19 protein-coding genes and 3 pseudogenes are annotated in these 20,093 nt (G+C 51.1%); 8 read left to right on the top strand and 14 right to left on the bottom strand.

What is annotated here, in order from left to right; all coding sequences use genetic code 11:
- Positions 1-107 precede the first annotated feature (107 nt).
- Both J07HQW2_RS17190 and J07HQW2_RS17195 read right to left on the bottom strand, forming a co-directional pair.
- A pseudogene (locus tag J07HQW2_RS17190) lies at positions 108-742 on the bottom strand (IS6 family transposase).
- Positions 743-1,288: 546 nt separating this feature from the next.
- A complete protein-coding gene (locus tag J07HQW2_RS17195) occupies positions 1,289-1,825 on the bottom strand; it encodes a ribbon-helix-helix domain-containing protein (RefSeq protein ID WP_021053605.1) in 537 nt (178 codons plus the stop codon).
- A gap of 566 nt (positions 1,826-2,391) precedes the next feature.
- Here J07HQW2_RS17195 and J07HQW2_RS02170 point away from each other — a divergent pair.
- Complete coding sequence (locus J07HQW2_RS02170; protein WP_021053607.1) at positions 2,392-3,390, top strand: lamin tail domain-containing protein; 999 nt, start codon at positions 2,392-2,394, stop codon at positions 3,388-3,390.
- A 1,395-nt stretch (positions 3,391-4,785) separates the two neighbouring features.
- Here J07HQW2_RS02170 and J07HQW2_RS02180 read toward each other — a convergent pair.
- The 3 genes from J07HQW2_RS02180 to J07HQW2_RS02190 form a co-directional block, all read right to left on the bottom strand.
- Positions 4,786-5,409, bottom strand: a complete 624-nt coding sequence (locus J07HQW2_RS02180; protein ID WP_021053609.1) for an LURP-one-related/scramblase family protein — start codon at positions 5,407-5,409, stop codon at positions 4,786-4,788.
- A gap of 284 nt (positions 5,410-5,693) precedes the next feature.
- A complete protein-coding gene (locus tag J07HQW2_RS02185; RefSeq protein WP_021053611.1) occupies positions 5,694-6,017 on the bottom strand; it encodes an ATP-dependent DNA ligase in 324 nt (107 codons plus the stop codon).
- A gap of 210 nt (positions 6,018-6,227) precedes the next feature.
- Positions 6,228-6,614 (bottom strand): hypothetical protein, encoded by a 387-nt coding sequence (locus tag J07HQW2_RS02190; RefSeq protein ID WP_021053612.1) that lies wholly within the window; start codon positions 6,612-6,614, stop codon positions 6,228-6,230.
- Between the two features lie 456 nt (positions 6,615-7,070).
- Here J07HQW2_RS02190 and J07HQW2_RS19800 point away from each other — a divergent pair.
- Together J07HQW2_RS19800 and J07HQW2_RS17200 are read left to right on the top strand one after the other, a co-directional pair.
- Positions 7,071-7,301: pseudogene (locus J07HQW2_RS19800) on the top strand (restriction endonuclease); the annotation flags it as partial.
- 228 nt (positions 7,302-7,529) lie between these two features.
- Positions 7,530-8,180, top strand: coding sequence for a hypothetical protein (locus J07HQW2_RS17200; RefSeq protein ID WP_303703898.1), 651 nt, complete (start codon positions 7,530-7,532; stop codon positions 8,178-8,180).
- Positions 8,181-8,274: 94 nt separating this feature from the next.
- Here J07HQW2_RS17200 and J07HQW2_RS02200 read toward each other — a convergent pair whose 3' ends face one another.
- From J07HQW2_RS02200 to J07HQW2_RS02215, 4 genes are all read right to left on the bottom strand, one after another.
- Complete coding sequence (locus J07HQW2_RS02200; RefSeq protein ID WP_021053614.1) at positions 8,275-8,535, bottom strand: hypothetical protein; 261 nt, start codon at positions 8,533-8,535, stop codon at positions 8,275-8,277.
- A 646-nt stretch (positions 8,536-9,181) separates the two neighbouring features.
- Positions 9,182-9,595, bottom strand: coding sequence for a ribbon-helix-helix domain-containing protein (locus tag J07HQW2_RS02205; RefSeq protein ID WP_021053615.1), 414 nt, complete (start codon positions 9,593-9,595; stop codon positions 9,182-9,184).
- Between the two features lie 1,183 nt (positions 9,596-10,778).
- Positions 10,779-11,363 carry a hypothetical protein gene (locus J07HQW2_RS02210; RefSeq protein WP_021053617.1) on the bottom strand — a complete coding sequence of 195 codons (585 nt, stop codon included), beginning with the start codon at positions 11,361-11,363 and terminating at the stop codon, positions 10,779-10,781.
- Positions 11,360-12,070, bottom strand: coding sequence for a DUF7344 domain-containing protein (locus J07HQW2_RS02215; protein ID WP_303703899.1), 711 nt, complete (start codon positions 12,068-12,070; stop codon positions 11,360-11,362). The genes J07HQW2_RS02210 and J07HQW2_RS02215 overlap by 4 nt, the downstream gene beginning before the upstream one ends.
- Positions 12,071-12,523: 453 nt before the next feature.
- Between J07HQW2_RS02215 and J07HQW2_RS02220 the strand changes: the two genes are divergently transcribed.
- The 4 genes from J07HQW2_RS02220 to J07HQW2_RS17205 all read left to right on the top strand — a co-directional run bounded on the left by J07HQW2_RS02220 (position 12,524) and on the right by J07HQW2_RS17205 (position 16,805).
- The gene (locus tag J07HQW2_RS02220) at positions 12,524-13,201 is read left to right on the top strand and encodes a hypothetical protein (protein WP_021053619.1); all 678 of its coding nucleotides are present in this window, start codon (positions 12,524-12,526) and stop codon (positions 13,199-13,201) included.
- 120 nt (positions 13,202-13,321) lie between these two features.
- Positions 13,322-14,491 carry a signal peptidase I gene (locus J07HQW2_RS02225; RefSeq protein WP_021053620.1) on the top strand — a complete coding sequence of 390 codons (1,170 nt, stop codon included), beginning with the start codon at positions 13,322-13,324 and terminating at the stop codon, positions 14,489-14,491.
- A gap of 138 nt (positions 14,492-14,629) precedes the next feature.
- Complete coding sequence (locus tag J07HQW2_RS02230; RefSeq protein ID WP_303703900.1) at positions 14,630-15,880, top strand: DUF5305 domain-containing protein; 1,251 nt, start codon at positions 14,630-14,632, stop codon at positions 15,878-15,880.
- Positions 15,881-16,661: 781 nt separating this feature from the next.
- A complete protein-coding gene (locus tag J07HQW2_RS17205) occupies positions 16,662-16,805 on the top strand; it encodes a hypothetical protein (protein WP_021053624.1) in 144 nt (47 codons plus the stop codon).
- Between the two features lie 198 nt (positions 16,806-17,003).
- Here the strand turns inward: J07HQW2_RS17205 and J07HQW2_RS02235 are convergent, their stop codons facing one another.
- On the bottom strand, positions 17,004-17,378 hold the full coding sequence (locus J07HQW2_RS02235; protein ID WP_303703901.1) for a PIN domain-containing protein: 375 nt from the start codon (positions 17,376-17,378) through the stop codon (positions 17,004-17,006).
- Between the two features lie 41 nt (positions 17,379-17,419).
- Positions 17,420-18,043: an HTH domain-containing protein gene (locus J07HQW2_RS02240; protein WP_021053626.1), complete on the bottom strand. Its 624-nt coding sequence runs from the start codon at positions 18,041-18,043 to the stop codon at positions 17,420-17,422.
- Positions 18,044-18,271: 228 nt separating this feature from the next.
- On the opposite strand from J07HQW2_RS02240, the pseudogene J07HQW2_RS17210 reads away from it, so the two are divergent.
- A pseudogene (locus tag J07HQW2_RS17210) lies at positions 18,272-18,613 on the top strand (zinc ribbon domain-containing protein); the annotation flags it as partial.
- Here J07HQW2_RS17210 and J07HQW2_RS02245 read toward each other — a convergent pair.
- From J07HQW2_RS02245 to J07HQW2_RS17220, 3 genes are all read right to left on the bottom strand, one after another.
- Entirely contained in the window at positions 18,521-18,727 is a 207-nt protein-coding gene (locus J07HQW2_RS02245; protein WP_021053627.1) for a hypothetical protein, read from the bottom strand. The pseudogene J07HQW2_RS17210 and the gene J07HQW2_RS02245 overlap by 93 nt on opposite strands.
- A 113-nt stretch (positions 18,728-18,840) precedes the next feature.
- A complete protein-coding gene (locus tag J07HQW2_RS17215) occupies positions 18,841-19,020 on the bottom strand; it encodes a DUF433 domain-containing protein (protein WP_021053628.1) in 180 nt (59 codons plus the stop codon).
- Positions 19,021-19,394: 374 nt separating this feature from the next.
- Positions 19,395-19,853 (bottom strand): hypothetical protein, encoded by a 459-nt coding sequence (locus tag J07HQW2_RS17220; RefSeq protein ID WP_303703902.1) that lies wholly within the window; start codon positions 19,851-19,853, stop codon positions 19,395-19,397.
- Positions 19,854-20,093: the final 240 nt, after the last annotated feature.

Consider the following 20,093-nt stretch of genomic DNA (forward strand, 5'->3'; position numbering starts at 1 on the left):
AGTTCAGTGTGATAAATGAGGTCAATCTAATATGATCCGACAGTAATCGATATTTCTCCTTTCAGATCAAGAATCACACCGTTGGAAATCACTACAATGGGCACTGTCTAGTTAAGCACCTCCTCAGCTGGCGTCCATCCATCAAGTGATTGATGCGGTCTCTGGCAGTTGTAGTAATGTATGAATTGTTCAAGCCATTCGCGTGCGCTTGCCCGGCTGCCGACCCACAAGTTGTGGAACCGGTCGGTGCGCATTTTGAGCGTGTGAAACTACTTCTCAATGAGGCTTCGGTCTGTATAGTCAACTCGACCGTTGAGTCCTAAGCGGGAAGGGGCAGTCCGATAACCGAATTGATCAACGAGAAACACAGCGATGGAAAGATCGTGTTTCTCACGGAGTCGGTAAAGAAATGCAGCCGCTGAATCAGTGCCGTGCCGTCCAAACAGCTCCATATCAAGAATCAGTTTTGTGTCGAGGTCTATTGCAGCGTACAGCCAAGACCACCCGACGTTGATTTTGATAGCGGTCTTGTCAACCGCGACCCTTGACGGCTACGCCGTCGGCGGGTCGCCGACGCTATCAGCGACTTGATGAGCACATTGACAGGTCGCTTGATGTGAGCGTTCGACATCGAATAATCGGAGAATTTTCTTTGGTTTCTCGAAGCGAACAGTCGGTATCGCTCCCAATATTCAATATTTGTTGTGTTCAACGTCTCCCTGAGCAGTTCTGGATCAAGCAAGACACTCGAACTACAAACTGTTCGGTTCTTAACGGACCGTTATATCGTCCAGGTCCAGGTCGGGTTCGACATTGAAGATCATCGGTCTGTCCTCTCCATTGGAGCGTATCCTCTACGACTTGCCCAGGAGCACACATTCCGGAGCATGCGTTACAATCGACCATCGGAGCTACTCGGATCAGATCCCCGTCTTGGTCACAGTTCGGACAGTCCCCGTCGATGGATTCGACATTGAATATCATCAGTTCCTCATCACGTCATCTTCGATTCGGTCGGCGAGGTCACTCCACATATTAACCAGATTCTTCTTGTTCGGTCGGTTGCTATCGATTTCGACTTTGTCTTACCAGTGAGATAGCTCGATTATACTCCTCTTGACTTGAGAAGCTCGTTTACTCTCGTTCTCCGATATAAACGCTCCTGTATGTAGCTGATGTATTTCAAGTGACTCAGTTCGTGGACGAGATCAAGGGAATATTCACGTCGGGAACAATCTCGAATGTTGAATGTATCGTTCCAGTCCTGCAGGACTGCATGAAAACTAAATTACATATTGTCTATAGATTTCTCAAGTAGCGATTCTAAATTGCGCACTCGGTCTTTCAAAAACTCAACATCAGTCTCACACGAGCCTTCCTGATCGTCTGATTCGAAATTGATTGCCTCAGAGAATAAGCTATCAGTCGCGTCAGTAACTTCCCGAAGTTGCAGAAGCACTAGTAATGAATCACGGACCAATTCACTGCGTGTCTGTTGGTATTGCTCAGCAGCAGTATCAGTGCTCTCAAGCAATGGCTCTGGGACACGGATAGTCATCTTGGCGGTCTCATGTTGATCAGTTTGGATATGTTCTGCCGGGGACGGAGATGGTGATTGCCCCAAAACGCTGTACAGTTGATGATGAGGAGGACATAAATAGATTATCGACTCAGTTCCTGATTGATCAGTAAAATTGAGTTGTGTCACCGAATCAGTCGCATCACAGATTGCGCATTGACGGGCACGCTGAGCGTTGCTCTGCTCCTCGCCCGACCCTCCCTGATTCTCAGTATCACCCAACTGGATGTGTGACCCGTTTTTCATTATGTAACAGGTGTATACACGAGAACATGATTCTTTCTGCGGGCACAATATTTTATGAAATACGACAGAAAGATGAGTGTGATACTGTTCAGTGTTTGAATGATACACTGCGATATTTTTCCGTGACTTCTGTGTCTACGTTATTAGTGATGATTCCACAACAATTGTATTCGACAAATGTAGACAACAAATAACTTACACTCCAGTGAGAGTCTATCGATAAATATAATAATCGAATTATATCCATTCAACAAAGGTATGATGCACAATTATGTGAACGATGATAGCGATGCCTATTGCGCAATGCAGTGAGTTGACTTACAGGATCCATATCCTCAAAACTGGATTATGGAATAAAAATATAAACATGTTTGAATGGTTAGTAAAAATGGCATCGTAATTTATTATTTGGATAAATAGTCATTTCTGTGATTATTTGGTGTCGATATCATAACATTTATGATATCACTATCCTCTCAGTTATCTGATTGGACTGGAACTCGTATATAGTTTCCAGACGTGAACTGACAAATCATATTTATTCGATGATTTGTAATTGAATATATATGCGGCATGCAGTTTTCCTTGCTGTAATGATTCTGCTCGCTGGGTGTGGACAGGGATTCGCGCCAACAGCGACAACGCCGAATTCAACCTCAACCTCAACCTCAATGCCGACGTCCACGGAGTCAGACTTAGGCCCAACACAGACGCAGACAGCAACGGTTATTGATATTATTGACGGCGACACGATGGATGTCCGACTCTCAGACGGGAGCATTGAGACAGTGCGACTCCTTGGCGTCGACACGCCTGAAACATCCATTACGCAAGTATCACCTGAAGAATGGGAAGGAGTAAAAGACACTACTGACGGTCGTGACTGGCTCGTCGAGTGGAGCAAGGACGCAACACGCTATGCCCAGAACCGTCTTGCAGGCCAGACAGTCTTAATTCAGAGCGACCCCGAAGCGGATCGCCGCGGGTACTACGGTCGATTGCTTGTGTATATTTTTCAATCCCGACACGCTGAGATATCGTTCAACGAACGGTTGTTACTGAATGGATACGCACGGTACTATGACAGCTCATTTAGCCAACAAAAGGGGTATCAGGCGACTGAGATGACTGCTCGTGATGAAACCGCCGGTGTGTGGGATTACACATCACGAACCATAGCCACAACCACGACATCGACATCGACATCAATATCGACAACTACTGAGGATGGTAGTGGCGATATCATCATCGAGAGTATTCATGCAGACGCCAAAGGAAATGACAATGAAAACCTGAATGGTGAATATGTGAGTTTCAAAAATACTGGTGATGAAGCCGTCAACCTGACAGGCTGGACTGTCTCTGATGAGGCGATTCATGAGTATGCATTCCCAGCAGGTTTTAAACTGAGACCAGGGGAGTCCATGACCCTCTATACTGGTGATGGGACAGATACAGATAATGAATTATACTGGCGCGAGGACGGGGCTGTCTGGAATAACGCCGGTGATACAGTGACAGTCAAGAATGATAGTGGCGACACAGTCGATACATACACGTACTGATCTGCGGTCAATATTGGAGAGACCCCTACCGGAGAAGTCGGTCTCTGTGGAATCGATAGACTCGATATTGGCAGTGAAACTGGTAGTATCACAAAATCTATTGGTTTCGTCTATATGATCGTTTGGCTGAGATACAACAATATTACAATCGAATTCAATATGCGTTTCTCAGTGAATTCGATCATGTATTATAATTATAATCATAGTCATAATGATGATACGCGGTTACTCAGAGGTATTTGATCTATCATCAGTGAGCGTCGAAATTTAATTTATCGGGCTTTTGGCGATATCTATCGATTATATGTCAGCTATCCACCGCTGAAGCCGTGAGCTTGCGCGCTGCTACCGCTGTGATATCATTCAATCTATTCTCATTTTGTCTTATTAATATTGCACAAGAAATCTCAGTGCTTTCTGAGCTGAAGTCGATTACATTGATTCCTTCAGATGTCGCCAACTGTCGATCAATATTCTTGTGAGTTCTCTTATTAGCATATACATGAATCATCAAATACTCCCAAACTGTGTTGATCTTACAGGGATGTAATAAGAAAGCTGTCGAGATTACTCATAGGTAACTGATCATAATTAGCTGTCAGATACTCGCTGACACGCTGGCAAGAGCAGACAAAAATATCGAACAGATGGTCGATAATGAACTACCCCGACCTACTCGCTCACTCCACGCTATTCCGCTCTTTCCTTGAGGAAGGGGTCTTGCCCTCGAATTTAGATAATCCTGCACCGGTCGCGAACGCCTGACCGTGATATAAATACGGCGCGCATCAGCGATCAGCGAGTTTGACACCGGTGATGTCAAATAAAGCGTCACTCTGGTTGCTCTCTGTCACGGCTATATCCACCGTGTGCGTCGGCAATCTGTTTGACAATCCGCAGATCAAATCCGGTGGCATCTTCACTTGGCAAATATCCTAGCTCAAAGACCTCTATGCGGTCAGACTCGGGAATCCCAATACAGTATCTGCTACGTGAAGTACCTCGGGGACAAGCCCCGACTCCGAGGCACTCGTCTTGATATCTGTAGATACACTACGTCGTTACGGTAATTATCCGAATACGCTTCCGAGACAACTACTTTTGGTATACAATACCATACGATACTCCAGATGGTACCGGTCGATCGAGCCTCAAACAAGCACATATTCACACCCGCGACACTATTCACAGATACCGTGGAAGGAGCATAACACGGATTAATCGTAGAATATCGGTGTTTCATCTATATGATCAAAGTAGCCAATTCCAACGACCGACAAAATTACTCAATTGCTGGATCTCCCAATAGAAACATCAAACAGGTGCCTGCGATGAGTCACCGTCTCAGACAATAAGATGATTACGTCCTCGGGAGAGTGGTAATCACTCAGGCATTCAATTACCCTGGATTGCGTCAATAACCATCGCCGCAGCAATAACAGCTTCACTTGACACAGTGCTTGTATCGTCAATAGTAATTGTATATCGGTCTCGGAGTGATATTTGCCCATCGATATTTCCAATATGAGAGTCATTGGCGTCAGTAATCTCATATTTATGCGGAATAAACTCACCGAATGGAATCACATTACGAGCGATTGTCACGAGGGTGCCACGAGAATTAATCTCTGCAATCTTCTCTTCTGTGTCTACGTCCCGTATTCGCCAAGTGTCTTGCAGAAGTGAATAATCGTTATCAAGAACAATGAGGTCTTCACCTGTCTGTGAGTCGGTCAAGACATAGTTACCGGCAATATCAACCATCCCTCCAGCATTGACCTCAAACACCTCTTCGCCGTCTGAGTCAATGAATGGAAACTCCTCTTTGAGTTTGAACATTTTTTGTTTCCCACGGATGACGACGTTTTCATCCGCATCCATCGCTTTGTACTTGTTTCGAATCGGCAGCAGGGATTGCTCAACGACGTACGTATCTCCAGTAAGATCCAATCCACTGATATCGTGATTGCGTGACATTGTGCTTCGTTTGTTTTGGATGCCGTCAGGAAATGAAACCATTGACTGGACTGCTCTGCTGAGTAGTGATCTGTCCTGATGAATATCACGAGTGTCAGATTATGACGTCATCCGCTGGGATCACATATATTGATGACTGACGATACACACGGCAGACGCTGTCGCCTCCGAGTCTCTCTGGTCAATCATGGTAAATTCAGTTGTTAAACTCAAGAATAAACCAATTGTGGAGTTCGTATTGAATTCTGGTAGTAAACTCGTCAAGAACAGCGTTGAACGCTTTTTCATCGCCACGGAGAGACTGTGCACGTTCGTCGATATTATCCTTATGACCAAACCGTGTTATCAATCGCTCGGAACGATCGTCGTTTCCCATCTTTGAACGGAATAGCTTCTCCATTGAGGATGAACTCACCTTTCTCACTAAGCAGAGCTACATCGTCAACCAGGCGTGTCAGTTCTGGGAGAGAGTCACCTACCGTGTTGGCGTTTCTGCTGAACGCTTCTATCATTTCACCATTCTTGATGTGAACTAAGATGAGTGCGCCGTCGTACTTTGGCTGAGCAATCCATTCAGCAGGAATGTCTTTAATTACATCTTCGGATTTTGCGAGCATTGGGAGGAGCGGGTCTCCGACAACAGGACTCATTCAAACTGATTTACCATCGGTACACATCGATCGACAGAGATCTATCACATCTGGGTTGAGGGCAAGTCACGTCTGTAGTCTGCGGGTCCATGTTCGGACGCTAGAGCCCTGACAACGGATTTCCTCCTATGCCGAGGCTTAACCTTTCTTTCCGAGAAGAGCGTGAGCAGTCCATTTGGGCTCAGCATAGCCAAGCAGTTTAGTGATAGCTCAATCTTTTTCAGGACCGCTTTTGTCACGTCCCATCTCGACTTGTCGGTAGAGCTCACCGAGCGAAATGTGCTCTGCTGGTGTGAGACGTTCTGTGGTCTGTGCTGATTCGGCGTGACCAATTACACTTGGAAGGTCTCCGTGCTCACGTTCGAGCTTGCGGATTGTTTCGTATGAAATGTCGAAACACTTCGAGCCGATAGTTCGGACAGACTGTTTGCCAACACCAATGTTGTCGAAGGGCTCTCGTGTAAGAAGTGCGATAGCTCCGGCGAAGTTGTCACCGTCGGGATGTAGGTTCTTGATCACGTCGGTGACGACGTCGTCTTTCAGTTTGTCGTCCGAAAGGAGGTCATTCATGTGCTGCTGGAATTGAATCAATTTCATATATAATTATCGACGTATAAGATAAATAAGTGTTTTTAGTACAGTCTGAGCGTCTCTACCCGTGGATTTTCATATCGCACACGGGGGTCTAACTATCCATCAATTGGGCTATAACTGTAGCTGCACAAGTAATTGAACATGATTGTGTAGGGACTGTAGTGTCTACAGCAGGCAACCACTGGAAAGAATCAAACTATGTGCAGGAACAGCCATGTCACATTGTTCAGAGTTCCCGAGTAAAATGAAGATGAAGATCGAATACTACCATGCCACGTCAGTTGATGAATCGATAGTCCTCCAAAGGATGACTCTTGTTCCTGAAACATACAATCAGTAACTGTGGCTCGTATAACCCGCTCAGAGTTTAAACGTCAAATTCAGCAGATGGATCCAATCTGATTTGAAGAGTTCGTCGCAGATATCTGGTCATCTCAGGGATGGGACACAAAATTGACATTGACATCGACATCTCATGATCGCGGGATCGATGTCATCGCTTCACGAGATGGCATTATTTCCCGCAAAGATGCAATTCAGATCAAGCGTTATCAGTCTGACAAGATCAGTTCACCTGAAGTCCAGAGGTACGCGAGTATCCCTGATCAAGAAGACGATGTGGAGACTATCATAATCGTTACAAGCAGTTCATTTTCACAGCCAGCAGGAGAAGCCGCAGATGACCTAAATGTCAAAACTGTCGATGCAGATGGGCTGTATCAGATCATCAGTGAAAACTCACTGTTCTCAGTAGTCGCTCCATATCTTGAAGCGGAACCTGAAGCTGACACTAACACGGGATATCCCACTGAAACGCGAAATCATAATACTACTCAATCGGCACGAAGTGATCTCAGAACCCAATACACACCGTCCACTCGAGCGGGGTTCATAGAGCAATCCAATAATAATTTTTCTATGCACCAGATATCTGAAATCCGCGAAGAATTGGTAAAGTTCGCCACGATTCTGTGTCTGAGTGTTCTCCTCATCGGATTCATAGTATTGAGCGTTGCCTCCGTGGCTATCTTCGACCATAGTGGCAAGTCCAGCAGTGAGCCCACTCCTACAGGTGTGAACACCACGGAACCAGACAGTGAGCCTGGTTACACAGTTGTGAATTCCACGGCAATATATGATAATCATAAGATGACTCTTGTCGGGTATGACATCCAAAAAGAGGGCAAAGAGGATTATGGCAACATCCGTGACAGAGCAGTTCGGTTATATCTAAAAATAAGATATGAGAATATCGGGGAGAAGAAACAGACTGTTCCTAGAGTTGACGCTGAGTATGTTGGCGATGATGTGGATGAATCAAGATCCCTATCAGGAATACACCCAGAACCCTATCTATCAAGAAGCGAAATCTCTCCTGAGATGACAAAGTCAGGATGGATATACTATGGACTGCCAGCAGGAATTAATTATCAGCTGTTTTCACTGTTTGTTATTTTTAATCCTCAGGGGAAGTGCATTGACGAAACCGCAATTGAATACAATCTCAAGATAGGGAATAATACGCTTGTTGACGGGTCTGAACATAGGCAGCGCTGCGAGGGTCTTTGACATCACGGTCTTCTCCTACATTCAGTGGGTACAGGTGTCATATTATTGATAAAAATACTCTACTACCCGTGCAAGTGTGCTCGTTTTGGCAGTCTCAAGTGAGAACTAATACACGGATATCGTTTAGCTTGATTTCTATCTGATAATCATTGCTGTCGGTGAGTTCCGTCGTCTCATGTGTCGTTTCTCCTGGGCGGTCAACATCAACGATAATAAAGAAGCTTCTTATAAGTGGTGAATTTGCTGTAAATGCGTTTATGTCACCAGTATTACCCGAGAATTTCCACTGGTCGATTGTACTTTCCATTGTTGTATCTGAGTTGAAGGGAGTCTTCCACCACGCTGTCACGGTCATTGAAAATACTAAAGCGAGAAGGTCGCAATTCTTGCAAGTCTGACACACACCCGCTGCAGAGTGCTACCCCAGCTACAATAAGAAACTTTTACTGGATCACATGCAGTTGTCTCTCCATGATATAAAAAATGTGATTCCAATTGTCTAGATGTGAGACATACCCTGCTAATATTGATCTTGTGTATCATGGCTTTAGATATCAGAGCTGAGATCTCATGCACATCGCCTGGGCGAAGACTACAACTACAACTACAGATTTCGCGCAGACTGAGCGTAACTATCCTTGTTTATATGTAATAACCTATGTGCGTTTGTCATGCCCCCTGAGGGTTAATTGCAATATACCAGCATGTGTCTGTGTGGTGGTGGGGAGGGCATCGGGGTGTCTCCCAACGGCACTCTCTTTAATTGTGTAGCTACAGTTTTACCTGAGACTGCTCTTATGTGCGCTTGTAATATCAAAAAATACGGCTCTGTTAAAATCCCGTACATCTGAGACAAGCGGCGTGCTGAATGCAAGGGCACATATCTTGCACGGACAGCTGAGAGACATCCAAAAACGAGCGGCTCAATTCGCTTGGGACAGATAGGAGACATACCGCAGCCAGGTCCGGGTTCGAGTTCGGGCTCACATTCAACTCAGTGGTTACTCGTCATCATCATGGAGTTGATTTCGATACGGAACAAGAATATCATCGAGGAGTATGCTTCGAGGGTCAGAAGCAGGATACTGAGTATCGATGTACTCTTCAGCAGTCTGGATTTGCTCGCGCCTGCCAAACTGCCGAACCCGTGTCGCGACCTGGATGAACGTCTCATCTCCAGCGGAAGCCGGCTCAGCATGTAACATATCCTCCTCTGTCTGTTCTTGTTCTGCAAATATCTCTGTGCAAATTGTGTCAAAATCCACTATATTTGGGTCGTGATCCGTTGCCTTCGAGAGCACGTACTCGACAGCAAACCGCTGGAATTCCGATTTGTTCGAGCACGTCCCTTCCTCGACCATTTGTTCAACTTTGTCCAGAACTTCCTGGGGGAACCGGACAGTCGACTTCACCATAATATGTCCTGACGCGCTTCAACAATTAATCTCTGCTGTCGATCTGCTCTGCATTCAGTATGTCTTCAAAAACACAGTACCGATTTGGGATTTCAATAAAGCCGGATTGCCGACAAGATATCTCCGTTGGATACTGCTATCTTACCAAACAATCCTCTTGCAGAAGCCTACTTGTCTGGTAAGATGAACGCTGACAATCCCGCCCCACCGGAATCACTTCCAGCACACATCACTGATGGAGTCCCGAGACAGGACACTGAATCTCTCCGAGAATGACAGAAGACACAGCATTTCTATCCACTCATCGTCGAACTCGGGCTGGAAGAGATGACATCACATCGGTGACGACGTCGTCTTTTGATTTGTCTCCCGAAAGAAGATCATTCATATGCTGCTGGAATTGACCTAATTCTATGTATAATTATTGATGTGTGAAATAAATAGGTTTTCTTGGTACGGTCTGATCGGCTCTACCCGTGTGGATTTTCATATCGCACGCGGGGGGTCTAACTATCTATTAATGGGGATATAATTGTAGCTGCACAACTGAACAATGTTGTGAGCGACAGTAGATATCTTTACACATTCTCAAAGCCTGTTCTTTTGTTGTAACATGGAGAGCCCTCTCATGACGAGGGACATGTCGCTCAGTCGCACTCTCGGATCACAGTGTCAATGATACCTATATCAGAATATGGACACCTTTCTAGAAGTTATTCCTCCGACACTCAAGACCGATATATTACGTAGCGACCCAACTTATGTTTTCGTGCCGAGAGTACGACCCTCTGCCGAAGCAATGAATACACGATGAATCCGACATACTTACAGACTCATTCGTCTCTCTCATACCGAAAACGGCTCTCTATGGAAGCCGCAGGCTTGCTATGTCCTTATTTTATGCTCTCATATTGTTCGGAAAGCCATGAATAACAAATTCTCGTCGGCACTCATAATATATACACTGTGAGTATATTCAGAGCGTCTATCGGGTCGATCCCCTACTCTACCGATCACACCCGATGCCGAGCGTCGACCGGCTCATCTCGTGGCTCGACTGCAGGACAGGGCACGTCATCACAGACGACGACGAACAGATCAACAACGGTGTCTCGCCCTGATTCGTGAACCCGAACTGCGCCACCTCTCTGGGACCGGCGGTGACGTCGGACGCGGCGCTGTGCTATGTGTCCCCCCTCAAATCCACTCTGTGGTCGTTCCGCGGACTGTCTCCACCTCCACTCCAGATGAAGCGAGGTTGTGGCGTGCAATCCGCTAGAAACCAGTGCTCACGCCGCAGGTGGTCAGAACCGACTCTGTTCGAGTCACGAGTGCGGCTGCGGGTGTGTGGTGTGGGTGTGGCGCAGGTGACGGTCACATCTCTGTACGTCGTAATCTGCACGTCCGCGCCGCTGGCCTTCACTGTGAGTGTGACCTGTGCGGCGTTCGTCGGGGCGGTGCAGACGACCTCGACGGTGTCTGGTCCGGCGGTAACGACGCTCACGGGCCCGGTGACGGTCGCCGAGTCGACGTCAACCTGACCGCCGGAGTTGTCGATAGTCTTTATCAGCGTGAACGTCGACCCGCCGACGACACCACTCGTCTCCGAGACTCGAACCCCAAACAGTGCATCTTCGTCCGGCACCACGTCCGCGCTCACGGTGCGGTCGGCCGTGGCGAAGCCGAACCCACCGGTGCCGGTGAGTACGAGAGCGGCGAGCAGTCCGACCACGACGACAAGCAGACCGGTTCGGCCGAGTGCGGTCATCGTGCCGCCTCCTCGGTCTTGTCCAGTTCGCCACCGTCGGTCGTCGTCACGCCGCTCGGTGTCGAGACCTCCGCGACGACGGTGTCCGGGGCGTGGTCTTGGAGTTCCGGTGGCTCCAGGGAGTCACCGAGTCTCGGACGGTCGGAGAGGACGACGTGAGCGACCGCCGAGACCGCGAGTGCGGCGACACAGAGTGCCTGCCACGTTAGGGGTGGAAGAGCGGTGAACGGTTCGATTCTGGCCCACACGCCGACCGTCACGATGACCAGAAACCCGGACAGTCCGAGATAGTAGTACCTCCACGGGAATTCGTCGTTCGTGACGACCTCGGTATGGATGTTTACTCTCGCGAGTGTCTCTGTCGGTGTCACGACCCCCCCGCGACGATCGAACTCGACGAGTCCGACGGCGTCCATCTTGGGGACGTGCCGTTGTTGGAGCGACGTGTACATCACCTTCCGTTGTTTCGACGTGACGGTCTCCAAGAGCGTATCGTGTTCCCATGCGGCCAGCTGCTCGGCGAGTGTGCCGAGACTGACGGGGCTACCGTGGTGTTTCAGGTAGTGGATTGCGAACCGTCGTCGTCGGTTGGCGAGCGTCTCGTACAGTTCTTCGAGCGTCGGTGTAGCGGAGTCGCGGGCGTCGCCGGTCAGGGTCGTGGGCTGGGGATCCGTGTGGTCTGTCGGTTGGTTGTGTGTTGTTTGCATGGGTGATCGAACGCTCGGTACGCCGTCGGTCGCACCGGAGTGTCTGCTGTTCAACTGTCGTTCGAGCACATAAACATACGTATAGTTACAATATAGGAACTGGCTGGATTCGAACGCTACAACGGATTCGCTGGTGGATCGATGACCGTCCCAGCGCCCAGCGTCTTCACAACCATTCTGATCCGTTCTATAACTACTCTCGGTCGTTGCGGTGGCTGTGAGTCAGCCAGACCGGGAGCATCTCGACGGTGGGACGACACGGATTTGCGACCGTGTGTCCAGTATCAGTGTCCGTGCCTGTCGGTATCGGTATCCGATACCTGCAGTATCGGTGCCCGTCGAATCGGTATCGGGCTTCGAAATTTTCGGGATGTGTGTGGGATACAAATACGGTATCGATCCACGGAAGTATCAGCGTGTTCCCTCCCCGGGAATGCGCGGAGAAAAACAAAAATGAAACGAAGAAACTACTTACTCGGACTCGGATCGCTCGCAGTCGCCTCGACGGCCGCCCTCAGCACGGGTGCCTCCGTCCAATCGACCGCGGAGCGTGAAGGCGGGATTAATGTGGTGAACGACTCGACGGGTCTACTCGCGTTCCAGCTCGGTCCCAACACGAACGGTGGGGTGGTGTTAGAGAACCCGACGACCGGCCAGATCGGGATCGACTTCACCGGCGGTGGTTCCGCTGGTGGTGTCAACGTCAACTCAAAGTACCAGATCGGCTCGCTGAGATTCATCTCGGAGGCCGACAACCTGCCTGGGCTCGGGAACGGTCCGACAGACAACCCCGGGTTCATGATCGTCAACAACGATACAGTCCCGCGTAATGTGACCGTCGAATTCGACGTGACTGACAAGGTCAATCTCGCTGGCTCCAAGCTGATCCTCCAGGGGCGACCGAGCCGCAACGGTGTCGTCTCCGACGTCGAACGGACCAAGACCATCCGGCTCACCGCCGGCAACGACAACGACTCGTTCAGCTTCAACGATTCCGCCGGTCCCAATAGCACCCGTGACGACCGCCTCGAGCCTGGGGAGTTCATCGGTATCTCCCTGATTGTCGACACGACTGCCGCAGTGGACGACCTCGAAGATCTATCGGGCACTCTGACGATTAGCGCGAACTGATCGTCTGGACGGTCGCACCGTCCAAACTGACCACGCTATCGGAACTAACCGTCTCCACGCGGCATTCACCGCCGAGACACCGGGTTTTCCTATCTTCCACGATACCGAGTGATACCACACATGCCTGCTACCACACTCCCGCATCTTCTGACTGTAGTTTTAATTATCGGTCTCGTCGGTCTGGGAGGCACGCTGGTGGTCGGGCAGGCACTCGATCAGCCAGTCGTCGTCAGCTACGTCACGACCGGTAGTATGGCTCCGACACTCGATCCCGGCGACGGGTTCGTCGCGGTGCCGACCGCGCTCGTCGGGTCGATCCAGACAGGCGACGTAGTCGTTTTCCGCGCGAAGTCCGTCGGTGGCGGTGGGCTGACGACTCACCGCGTTGTCGGTGAGACGAACCGCGGCTATCTCACGCAGGGTGACGCCAACACCGTCACAGACCAGAGTGGCACCGAGCCCCTAGTGGTCGACCCGCAGATCGTCGCCGTTGCACTCCAGATCGACGACCGGGTCGTCGCAATCCCGTTCCTTGGTACAGCCGTCGAGACGGTCCGTGAGACCATCGTCGGCCTCCAGCGTCGCCTCGCAACCACCGTCGGCCTCGGGACAGTCCTCGTCGGCACGCGCGGGCTGGTATACACACTGTTTGCCCTCTCGTTGTTGTGGTCGGCGGCCGACGCAGTCCGTGGTACCTCACGTCGCCGCGAACGGAGCCGTAGCCGCGACACTGGCACCAGCACCCGTCTCGTCCTCGGTGTGATAGTGCTTGTCGTCACCGCCAGTGCGACCGCCGCGATGGTGTTGCCGGCTGGACCGTACGCCTTCGACGTGGTGAGCTCCGCCGTCGGCTCCGAGCGACCGGGCGTCCTCGAACGCGGAGAGACGGGTCCCGCGACGTACGTCGTCCGTAACGGTGGGATCGTCCCGGTCGTCGTGTTCCTGACCGCCGCGAGCGACGGCGTTGCCGTCCCGGAGGGTGGGTTCGAGGTAGGTGGTCGCTCGTTCACCGAGGTGACCGTTGGACTCACCGCCCCACCGGAGACCGGGGCATACAGCCTCTACCTCGTCGAGTATCGATACCTCGCCGTGCTGCCGGAGTCAGTGCTCACGGCGTTGTTCGCCGTCCACCCGTGGCTCCCTATCCTCGCGGTGAACGCGTTGCTTGGTGTGCCGTTGTACGTCATCGGCTACCGTCTCATCGGCACAGACCGTATCCGCGTCCGCTCGCGCACCGGTCCCTCGCGTGTCCGTCGGAGTGCTGCCCGCCTCGCGTGGTTCCTGCGATGACACGCACGCGGTTTTCGATAGGACAAATACTGAATACATCGTAGATACGCTTGTGACATTCACACTGTTCACCCTACAGACACGTCTCGAATCGAACCCGAACACCAACAACGCGCCCACTTCACTCGGGCGGGGTCGATGATGGCCGACGCTGGCGGGTCGGACCGTAGACTCCGTCTCCGGGCGGTCCTCGCTCGCTCGTTCGCCATCCTCGTCGCCGTGACGCTACTCACCGCTGGCGTCGGTGCCGCAGTTACCTACGACGTCTACGGAACCGAGCCGGCGACGCGACTGGAGAGTCAGACTGTCTCCTCTTGGGCTGCCGTCGGGAGCTTCGACCACGCTGCGACTGTCACGAACGGCACCGAGGCGTTCCCAGAGGGGACCGTCCTGGCGAACCGCTCGCTGTACTTCACGCGGGTCTCGCCGGAACTGACCGGGGTCTTCGAGTACGATTACGACACGACCGAAACACCCCCCGGTAACGCGACGATCGCGCTCTCGGTGGAGTACCGATCCGTCGAGGGCGCCACCGAGAACACGACCGTCTACTGGCGCGTCACGGACTCGCTCGGTGACCCTGTGAGAGCAGCGCTCAACGATCCCGACCCAGTCGCGGCCCCGTTCGCAGTGAACGTTACCGCCGCTGGCGAGCGACTCCAACAGCTTGACGCCGAGGTCGGCGGCTCGCCAGGGACACTCCAGGTGGCAGTGCTCGCCGCCGTGGAACAACAGACCACGACGGGCGTCGAGCGACGCACGTACCGTCTCCCACTCTCCGTCTCCGGGGGTTCCTACACGGTCACCAACGCGGCCCCAGCCGTCGCCGACGGAACGGTAACCGAGGCAGTTCGGGTCACGCTCCCACGACGACCCGCCGCACTGTACGGCGGTCCGGTCGCACTCGTCGCTGGTCTCTCCGGCCTCGTTGGTTTGGTCATCGCTCGTGGACGCGGGCTCGGATCGCTCACAGACGCGGAACGGGCGCGGCTCGACACGAACGGTGAGCGTGCGGAGTTCGTCGACTGGATCACTGTCGGGCGCGTTCCGGCGACGGCACTCGACGGGCCGATCGTCGAGGTCAAGTCCCTCGCAGGATTGGTGGATCTCGCTATCGACGCCGATCGTCGTGTGATTGAGGACACCGACGACGCTCGCTTCGTCGTCTGTGACGACACCCTCAGCTACGTCTACCGCCCACAAGCCGGCGGCGACGAGGCTCTCGCGTCCGACTCGGACGAGCTGGACGGCTCCGACACGGGTGTCGTGACGGACGGAGACGGAGCGGACGCCGAGAGGACTGGTGACGAGCCGGACAGTGGCGGACCAGACGCAGATGAGGGTGGGAACGGCGCGGTCGTGACGACCGGAGACGACCCCTCGGAGTGATCGATCCGCGTCGTCGCCACCGCTGTCGCTACTACAGACCCGCTCGGACGACCTCTGATAATAGTCAGTATCGATTGTGACCACATCAGTATACGGATGCTCCTGCGTTTGGGCAGGCTAATTACACGACGGATATCTGAGATTGAGCCCATCCTACATCGGATTAGTTCAGATTGTCAATAGTGATACCGTTGGGAATCCGGTTCCAGACAAAACCCTTTCCTTAGGGCGTGTTGCGGTAATAATTAACTTTATATGACAGCCGAATAATCTATTTATGAGTTGGGGTCTCGTGCTTGTTCATCGGCAGTTGCCCCGGCTCTGAGGGCACTTACGGGTCTGGGTAGAGCTCCAATCCAGGTCTAGTCGTGCTCAATATGCGTGATTACACTCTGTTTCTTCAGGCGTGTGGGTCCAGTTATTATTTGTGAGTGACACTACGCCAATATACTACACGAAAGCAGGGTGTTCATCTGATATGTCTATTCATGAGGATAATATAACACCGCAGTTATACGATTATATCACATATCTGACTACTGTACACACACAATTAAACAACGTTAGTTGTGTCACTACAGTGCATTTTAGTCAAAAACAAGCGTATATTGCCGCTAAACTACTACTCAGTCGCAAATCTGCGTAAATCACGCACCATTTCTGATATATCCTCCTCTGTGAGTGTATATCGTGCCTGTCGTTCTTCTTCAGAAATATCCTCAGCATACATCCCCGGCTTGATCTCTATTTTATCACTCAGAAGTTGAGACTTGCTGTCTCAATGCATACGGTTCCCGAACCGCTTTGTGGCTATGGACGAGGTACTCCTTCGACATTTTTGTCGATTTTACTCCTAACCACAGACAAGCCGGGAGGGCTACTCATTCCACAGCGACCAGTACATCGCGCTGACGATGAGATTTAAATCGTGAATGGGCGTGCTGATCTGGTCCAATCGCCGAAATGTTCGCTACTCATTCCACGTGAGCTGGCCTACAGTTGGAAACTCAACCTTCGCTGTTTGGGGTGGGTTGTAGTATCGGGACTTGATGTCGTAGTATCCGAATTCGGGAGGGGATACGAGCGCACGCCTTTGCCAGATTTTCGTCCGCTGTGTGGGTGATCACACGGATTCGAGCATTCGCATCGAATAATCGAATTGCCAACGCGACCAATGCCGCATCCTGCCAGTTGTTCGTCTCTGGATATTGCTCTGTTGGTTGAGAAACCCATCTGCAACGAACCGTGCTTTCTCTACCGGTCCAGCGCTATTATCGAATCCCTCTGTACGATCACCTGGGAGCGGTGGGGCTACCCGAAGCCATCCTTCTTCGATAGCCGTATCAAGGCACGGGTTCGTCGGTGAGTCGGCACTCCGGGCATCCGCCAACTCGTGGTAGACCGCTGCTGGCACCCAAATTTCCGTTCCAGCCTCCTCTACGGCACTCTTGAGCGATTGTAGGTGTGAACTGGGTTGCTTCCCCAAGTTTCGGAACATTACCGTGTCTGCAATGTTCGCCGTATACATCCTCGCTCGGTTCACTTATTGACGTATTCCCCAAGAAGATCGTCCTCGTCCGCATCGAACTCATCCGGTGTGTACGTCGTCGGGGTCGAACCGTCATCACCGAGATTGAGGATTGAATAGAGCGCTTCGACGAGGTCATACGTAGTTCCAGGAGACAAATTTGTGAGGCTCGCGATTTGCCGGATTGTAACATCGCCCTCACTGTGTGCGTTCACGAGATCGTATGCGAGCGCGAACGTGACGATTCCGTGGTCTTCGAGGACTCGTTCGATCGCTGGGTGCTCGTTCTTCTGGGCGATTACCTCGATGATCTTGGGAGTGATCGAGACTTTCGTCTCACGAATCGTCAACGTTAGTTCGAACTCCTGAGCGGTGTATACGGCAGTTCCGGTCTCGTCACCAACTTTGCTGATCAGGCCTGCTTGCTCCAGTTTATGAAGGTAGCCGTACACCGTCTTTTTTGAGACTGTCATTGTTTCGACAAGTTCGGGACCTGTTGCAGTCCCTGCCTGTCTAATCAATGTATAGAGGTCCGCGAGGGACGGGTTTTCAAGTAATTCTGCGAACGTCGGGATACCGGTGATCGTTTCCGGAGTGTCCCCCGCGTTTCGCACGTGCTCTGTATCGTAGCTCATTCTGTATAGAGTTACGAAACTAGAAATCATAAACGTTTGCCACGGATACGGGCCGCAGTATTGTTCACAACCGGGCACAATTGCGGAGGATGGTTTTGATACACATCTTAATTACACGCCACCCACGATCACAACGATCATTGAGTAGATGTGCGAATTAATTAGTAGTAGAGTTAGGCATACAGTTGTTTGACCTTCCCGAAGCATTTTCTCCTGTTGATGGATGTTTCGCGGATGAATCGGCGGTTGCATAGCCTGCCATTTGCCTCACTGCAGGATATGTTGTCGTACAAGGCTGCATGGGCTGGTATTCCGACGGTGAAGACCGATCCTGAATACACAAGCCAGCGATGCCCACGAACAGATTGCCAGCACACAGCCCGTGGGAACCGGCATAAAAAGCGATTCAAGTGCCAGCGGTGCGGGTTTCAGGATCATGCAGATCAGAAAGCCGTAGTCTGTATCGTTCAGAACTGGCTAAACGAGCGAACTGAGAATGTGCCGTCTCTCAACACCCTCCCAAGGGTTCGGAAAGTGAGACGACGCGGCATCGGGTCGTGGTGTCGCTGAGCCTTCTCCCAACTCGTCCACATCAACGACACGCTCTACATCGTGACCAGCTTTGTCGAGTTTGTCGGCTATCAGAGCCACGATACTCTCGCCAAGCAAAAACGACACCTGCATAACTATGATTCTGGTACATTTATACGACCGGTTACGATTTTGGGGTCTTCTTCTGCGGCTTTATGAAGCTCTCGACGGCTCTTCGACTGCCCGCATCTCTTCGGATGGTCGTGCTAGTACGCAAGTGCGTGGTAGACATCGGAGGCGGTGAGGTCAAAGTGGTCCGCAACCGTTTGCGCGTCGAGACCCCGTTCTTCGACCAGTGCGTGGGTGTGGCTGACAGTGATTCGTCGGGCCTGAATGTGGGGTTCGTCGTGAATTTCTGACTCATTACCTGAGACAACAGTGTTCATCTACCCCGACATTGGGTAGAGTACCACTGTAGTGGTCTTCAGTCTTTGCCGGTAGGGGACGTCAGTAGGTGGGTACTCTATGGTGGGACACAAATAGAGAGCGTAGTGGTCGATACAGAGGGTCTATTCATCATTGCCGCGAAGGTCATGCCGGAACGTCCACGGGCAGGTATCTGCTTCTTTTGAGTCGCCGTCTTCTGTCTCTCACACCGGGCGGACGAGGTGTGTAATCTCGAACGGATGGATACCGGTGGGCAGACAGCCACGCATGTTCTGGTCTTAGAGGAAGCCGATTCGCTTGATCACTGACTTACCAGCCCCGACCTCGTGTAGTGGGATTTCTGCCCCACTGTAGCCGACTGGCTTATCGGCTTTCACGTCTGTATTGATACACTCCGGTGGGTGCGCCCGAGTGTTCCGGTGTTGTCGAACAGGACGATACCTTTGACGTTGTTTGCGGGGAAGGCAGAGCCGTCAACTACCGAGCCGAGCTCGTGGTTCGTCAGGGTAAGTTCAATATTTGCGGTCTGGTCAGCAGTAATCCACCGTTGACGACCTCCATCGCTATCTTGAAGATATCCTGGCAAGGCAATTGTTGCCATCAGATTAAACGGGAACAAAAGTGGTTCTGCCTCACCAGCATCAATCACCAGCTCATTGGCAGTTGTTAGATCAAGATACTCCTCCGTAGAATCTACCTCAGCTGTGTGAATAATTAATTGCATTTGATCCACTTTCGAAATGGAGGGCAGGTGCGTGGCGTATATCTCAGCGATGTAATTAAACGGGTCAAATATCGATTCAATATCGATTTGTTCAGTATTTCGTTCCATTTTGATAATAGGGATCATGGAAAATTATAACATCATCTCCTGTTTGGAAATGACACTGATACCGAGAGAGCGTGACCGTAGCAGAATCATCAGATGTGTCGATATATTATATTATGCATGACCCTCAAGACGGCTTCGTTGATTCACTCTACTGGATGACCGGCAGAGAGTACAGAATGAGTCATCAGAGCGACCGGATGCTCTCTTAATTTAATTCGACTCGAGTTACTTCAAATCGTG

Source organism: Haloquadratum walsbyi J07HQW2 (assembly GCF_000415985.1).
GTDB lineage: Archaea > Halobacteriota > Halobacteria > Halobacteriales > Haloferacaceae > Haloquadratum > Haloquadratum walsbyi_B.

What these genes read in the sequence shown, in the direction of transcription:
- J07HQW2_RS17200 (WP_303703898.1), top strand. Translation starts at nt 7,530, where the DNA reads ATGCACCAGATATCTGAAATCCGCGAAGAATTGGTAAAGTTCGCCACG.
- J07HQW2_RS17220 (WP_303703902.1), bottom strand. Translation starts at nt 19,853, where the DNA reads ATGGAACGAAATACTGAACAAATCGATATTGAATCGATATTTGACCCG.
- J07HQW2_RS02185 (WP_021053611.1), bottom strand. Translation starts at nt 6,017, where the DNA reads ATGAGTCCTGTTGTCGGAGACCCGCTCCTCCCAATGCTCGCAAAATCC.
- J07HQW2_RS17215 (WP_021053628.1), bottom strand. Translation starts at nt 19,020, where the DNA reads ATGAACACTGTTGTCTCAGGTAATGAGTCAGAAATTCACGACGAACCC.
- J07HQW2_RS02230 (WP_303703900.1), top strand. Translation starts at nt 14,630, where the DNA reads ATGATGGCCGACGCTGGCGGGTCGGACCGTAGACTCCGTCTCCGGGCG.
- J07HQW2_RS02205 (WP_021053615.1), bottom strand. Translation starts at nt 9,595, where the DNA reads ATGGTGAAGTCGACTGTCCGGTTCCCCCAGGAAGTTCTGGACAAAGTT.
- J07HQW2_RS02210 (WP_021053617.1), bottom strand. Translation starts at nt 11,363, where the DNA reads ATGACCGCACTCGGCCGAACCGGTCTGCTTGTCGTCGTGGTCGGACTG.
- J07HQW2_RS02180 (WP_021053609.1), bottom strand. Translation starts at nt 5,409, where the DNA reads ATGGTTTCATTTCCTGACGGCATCCAAAACAAACGAAGCACAATGTCA.
- J07HQW2_RS02220 (WP_021053619.1), top strand. Translation starts at nt 12,524, where the DNA reads ATGAAACGAAGAAACTACTTACTCGGACTCGGATCGCTCGCAGTCGCC.
- J07HQW2_RS02240 (WP_021053626.1), bottom strand. Translation starts at nt 18,043, where the DNA reads ATGAGCTACGATACAGAGCACGTGCGAAACGCGGGGGACACTCCGGAA.
- J07HQW2_RS17195 (WP_021053605.1), bottom strand. Translation starts at nt 1,825, where the DNA reads ATGAAAAACGGGTCACACATCCAGTTGGGTGATACTGAGAATCAGGGA.
- J07HQW2_RS02215 (WP_303703899.1), bottom strand. Translation starts at nt 12,070, where the DNA reads ATGCAAACAACACACAACCAACCGACAGACCACACGGATCCCCAGCCC.
- J07HQW2_RS02235 (WP_303703901.1), bottom strand. Translation starts at nt 17,378, where the DNA reads ATGTTCCGAAACTTGGGGAAGCAACCCAGTTCACACCTACAATCGCTC.
- J07HQW2_RS02200 (WP_021053614.1), bottom strand. Translation starts at nt 8,535, where the DNA reads ATGACCGTGACAGCGTGGTGGAAGACTCCCTTCAACTCAGATACAACA.
- J07HQW2_RS17205 (WP_021053624.1), top strand. Translation starts at nt 16,662, where the DNA reads ATGCATACGGTTCCCGAACCGCTTTGTGGCTATGGACGAGGTACTCCT.
- J07HQW2_RS02170 (WP_021053607.1), top strand. Translation starts at nt 2,392, where the DNA reads ATGCGGCATGCAGTTTTCCTTGCTGTAATGATTCTGCTCGCTGGGTGT.
- J07HQW2_RS02245 (WP_021053627.1), bottom strand. Translation starts at nt 18,727, where the DNA reads ATGCAGGTGTCGTTTTTGCTTGGCGAGAGTATCGTGGCTCTGATAGCC.
- J07HQW2_RS02225 (WP_021053620.1), top strand. Translation starts at nt 13,322, where the DNA reads ATGCCTGCTACCACACTCCCGCATCTTCTGACTGTAGTTTTAATTATC.
- J07HQW2_RS02190 (WP_021053612.1), bottom strand. Translation starts at nt 6,614, where the DNA reads ATGAAATTGATTCAATTCCAGCAGCACATGAATGACCTCCTTTCGGAC.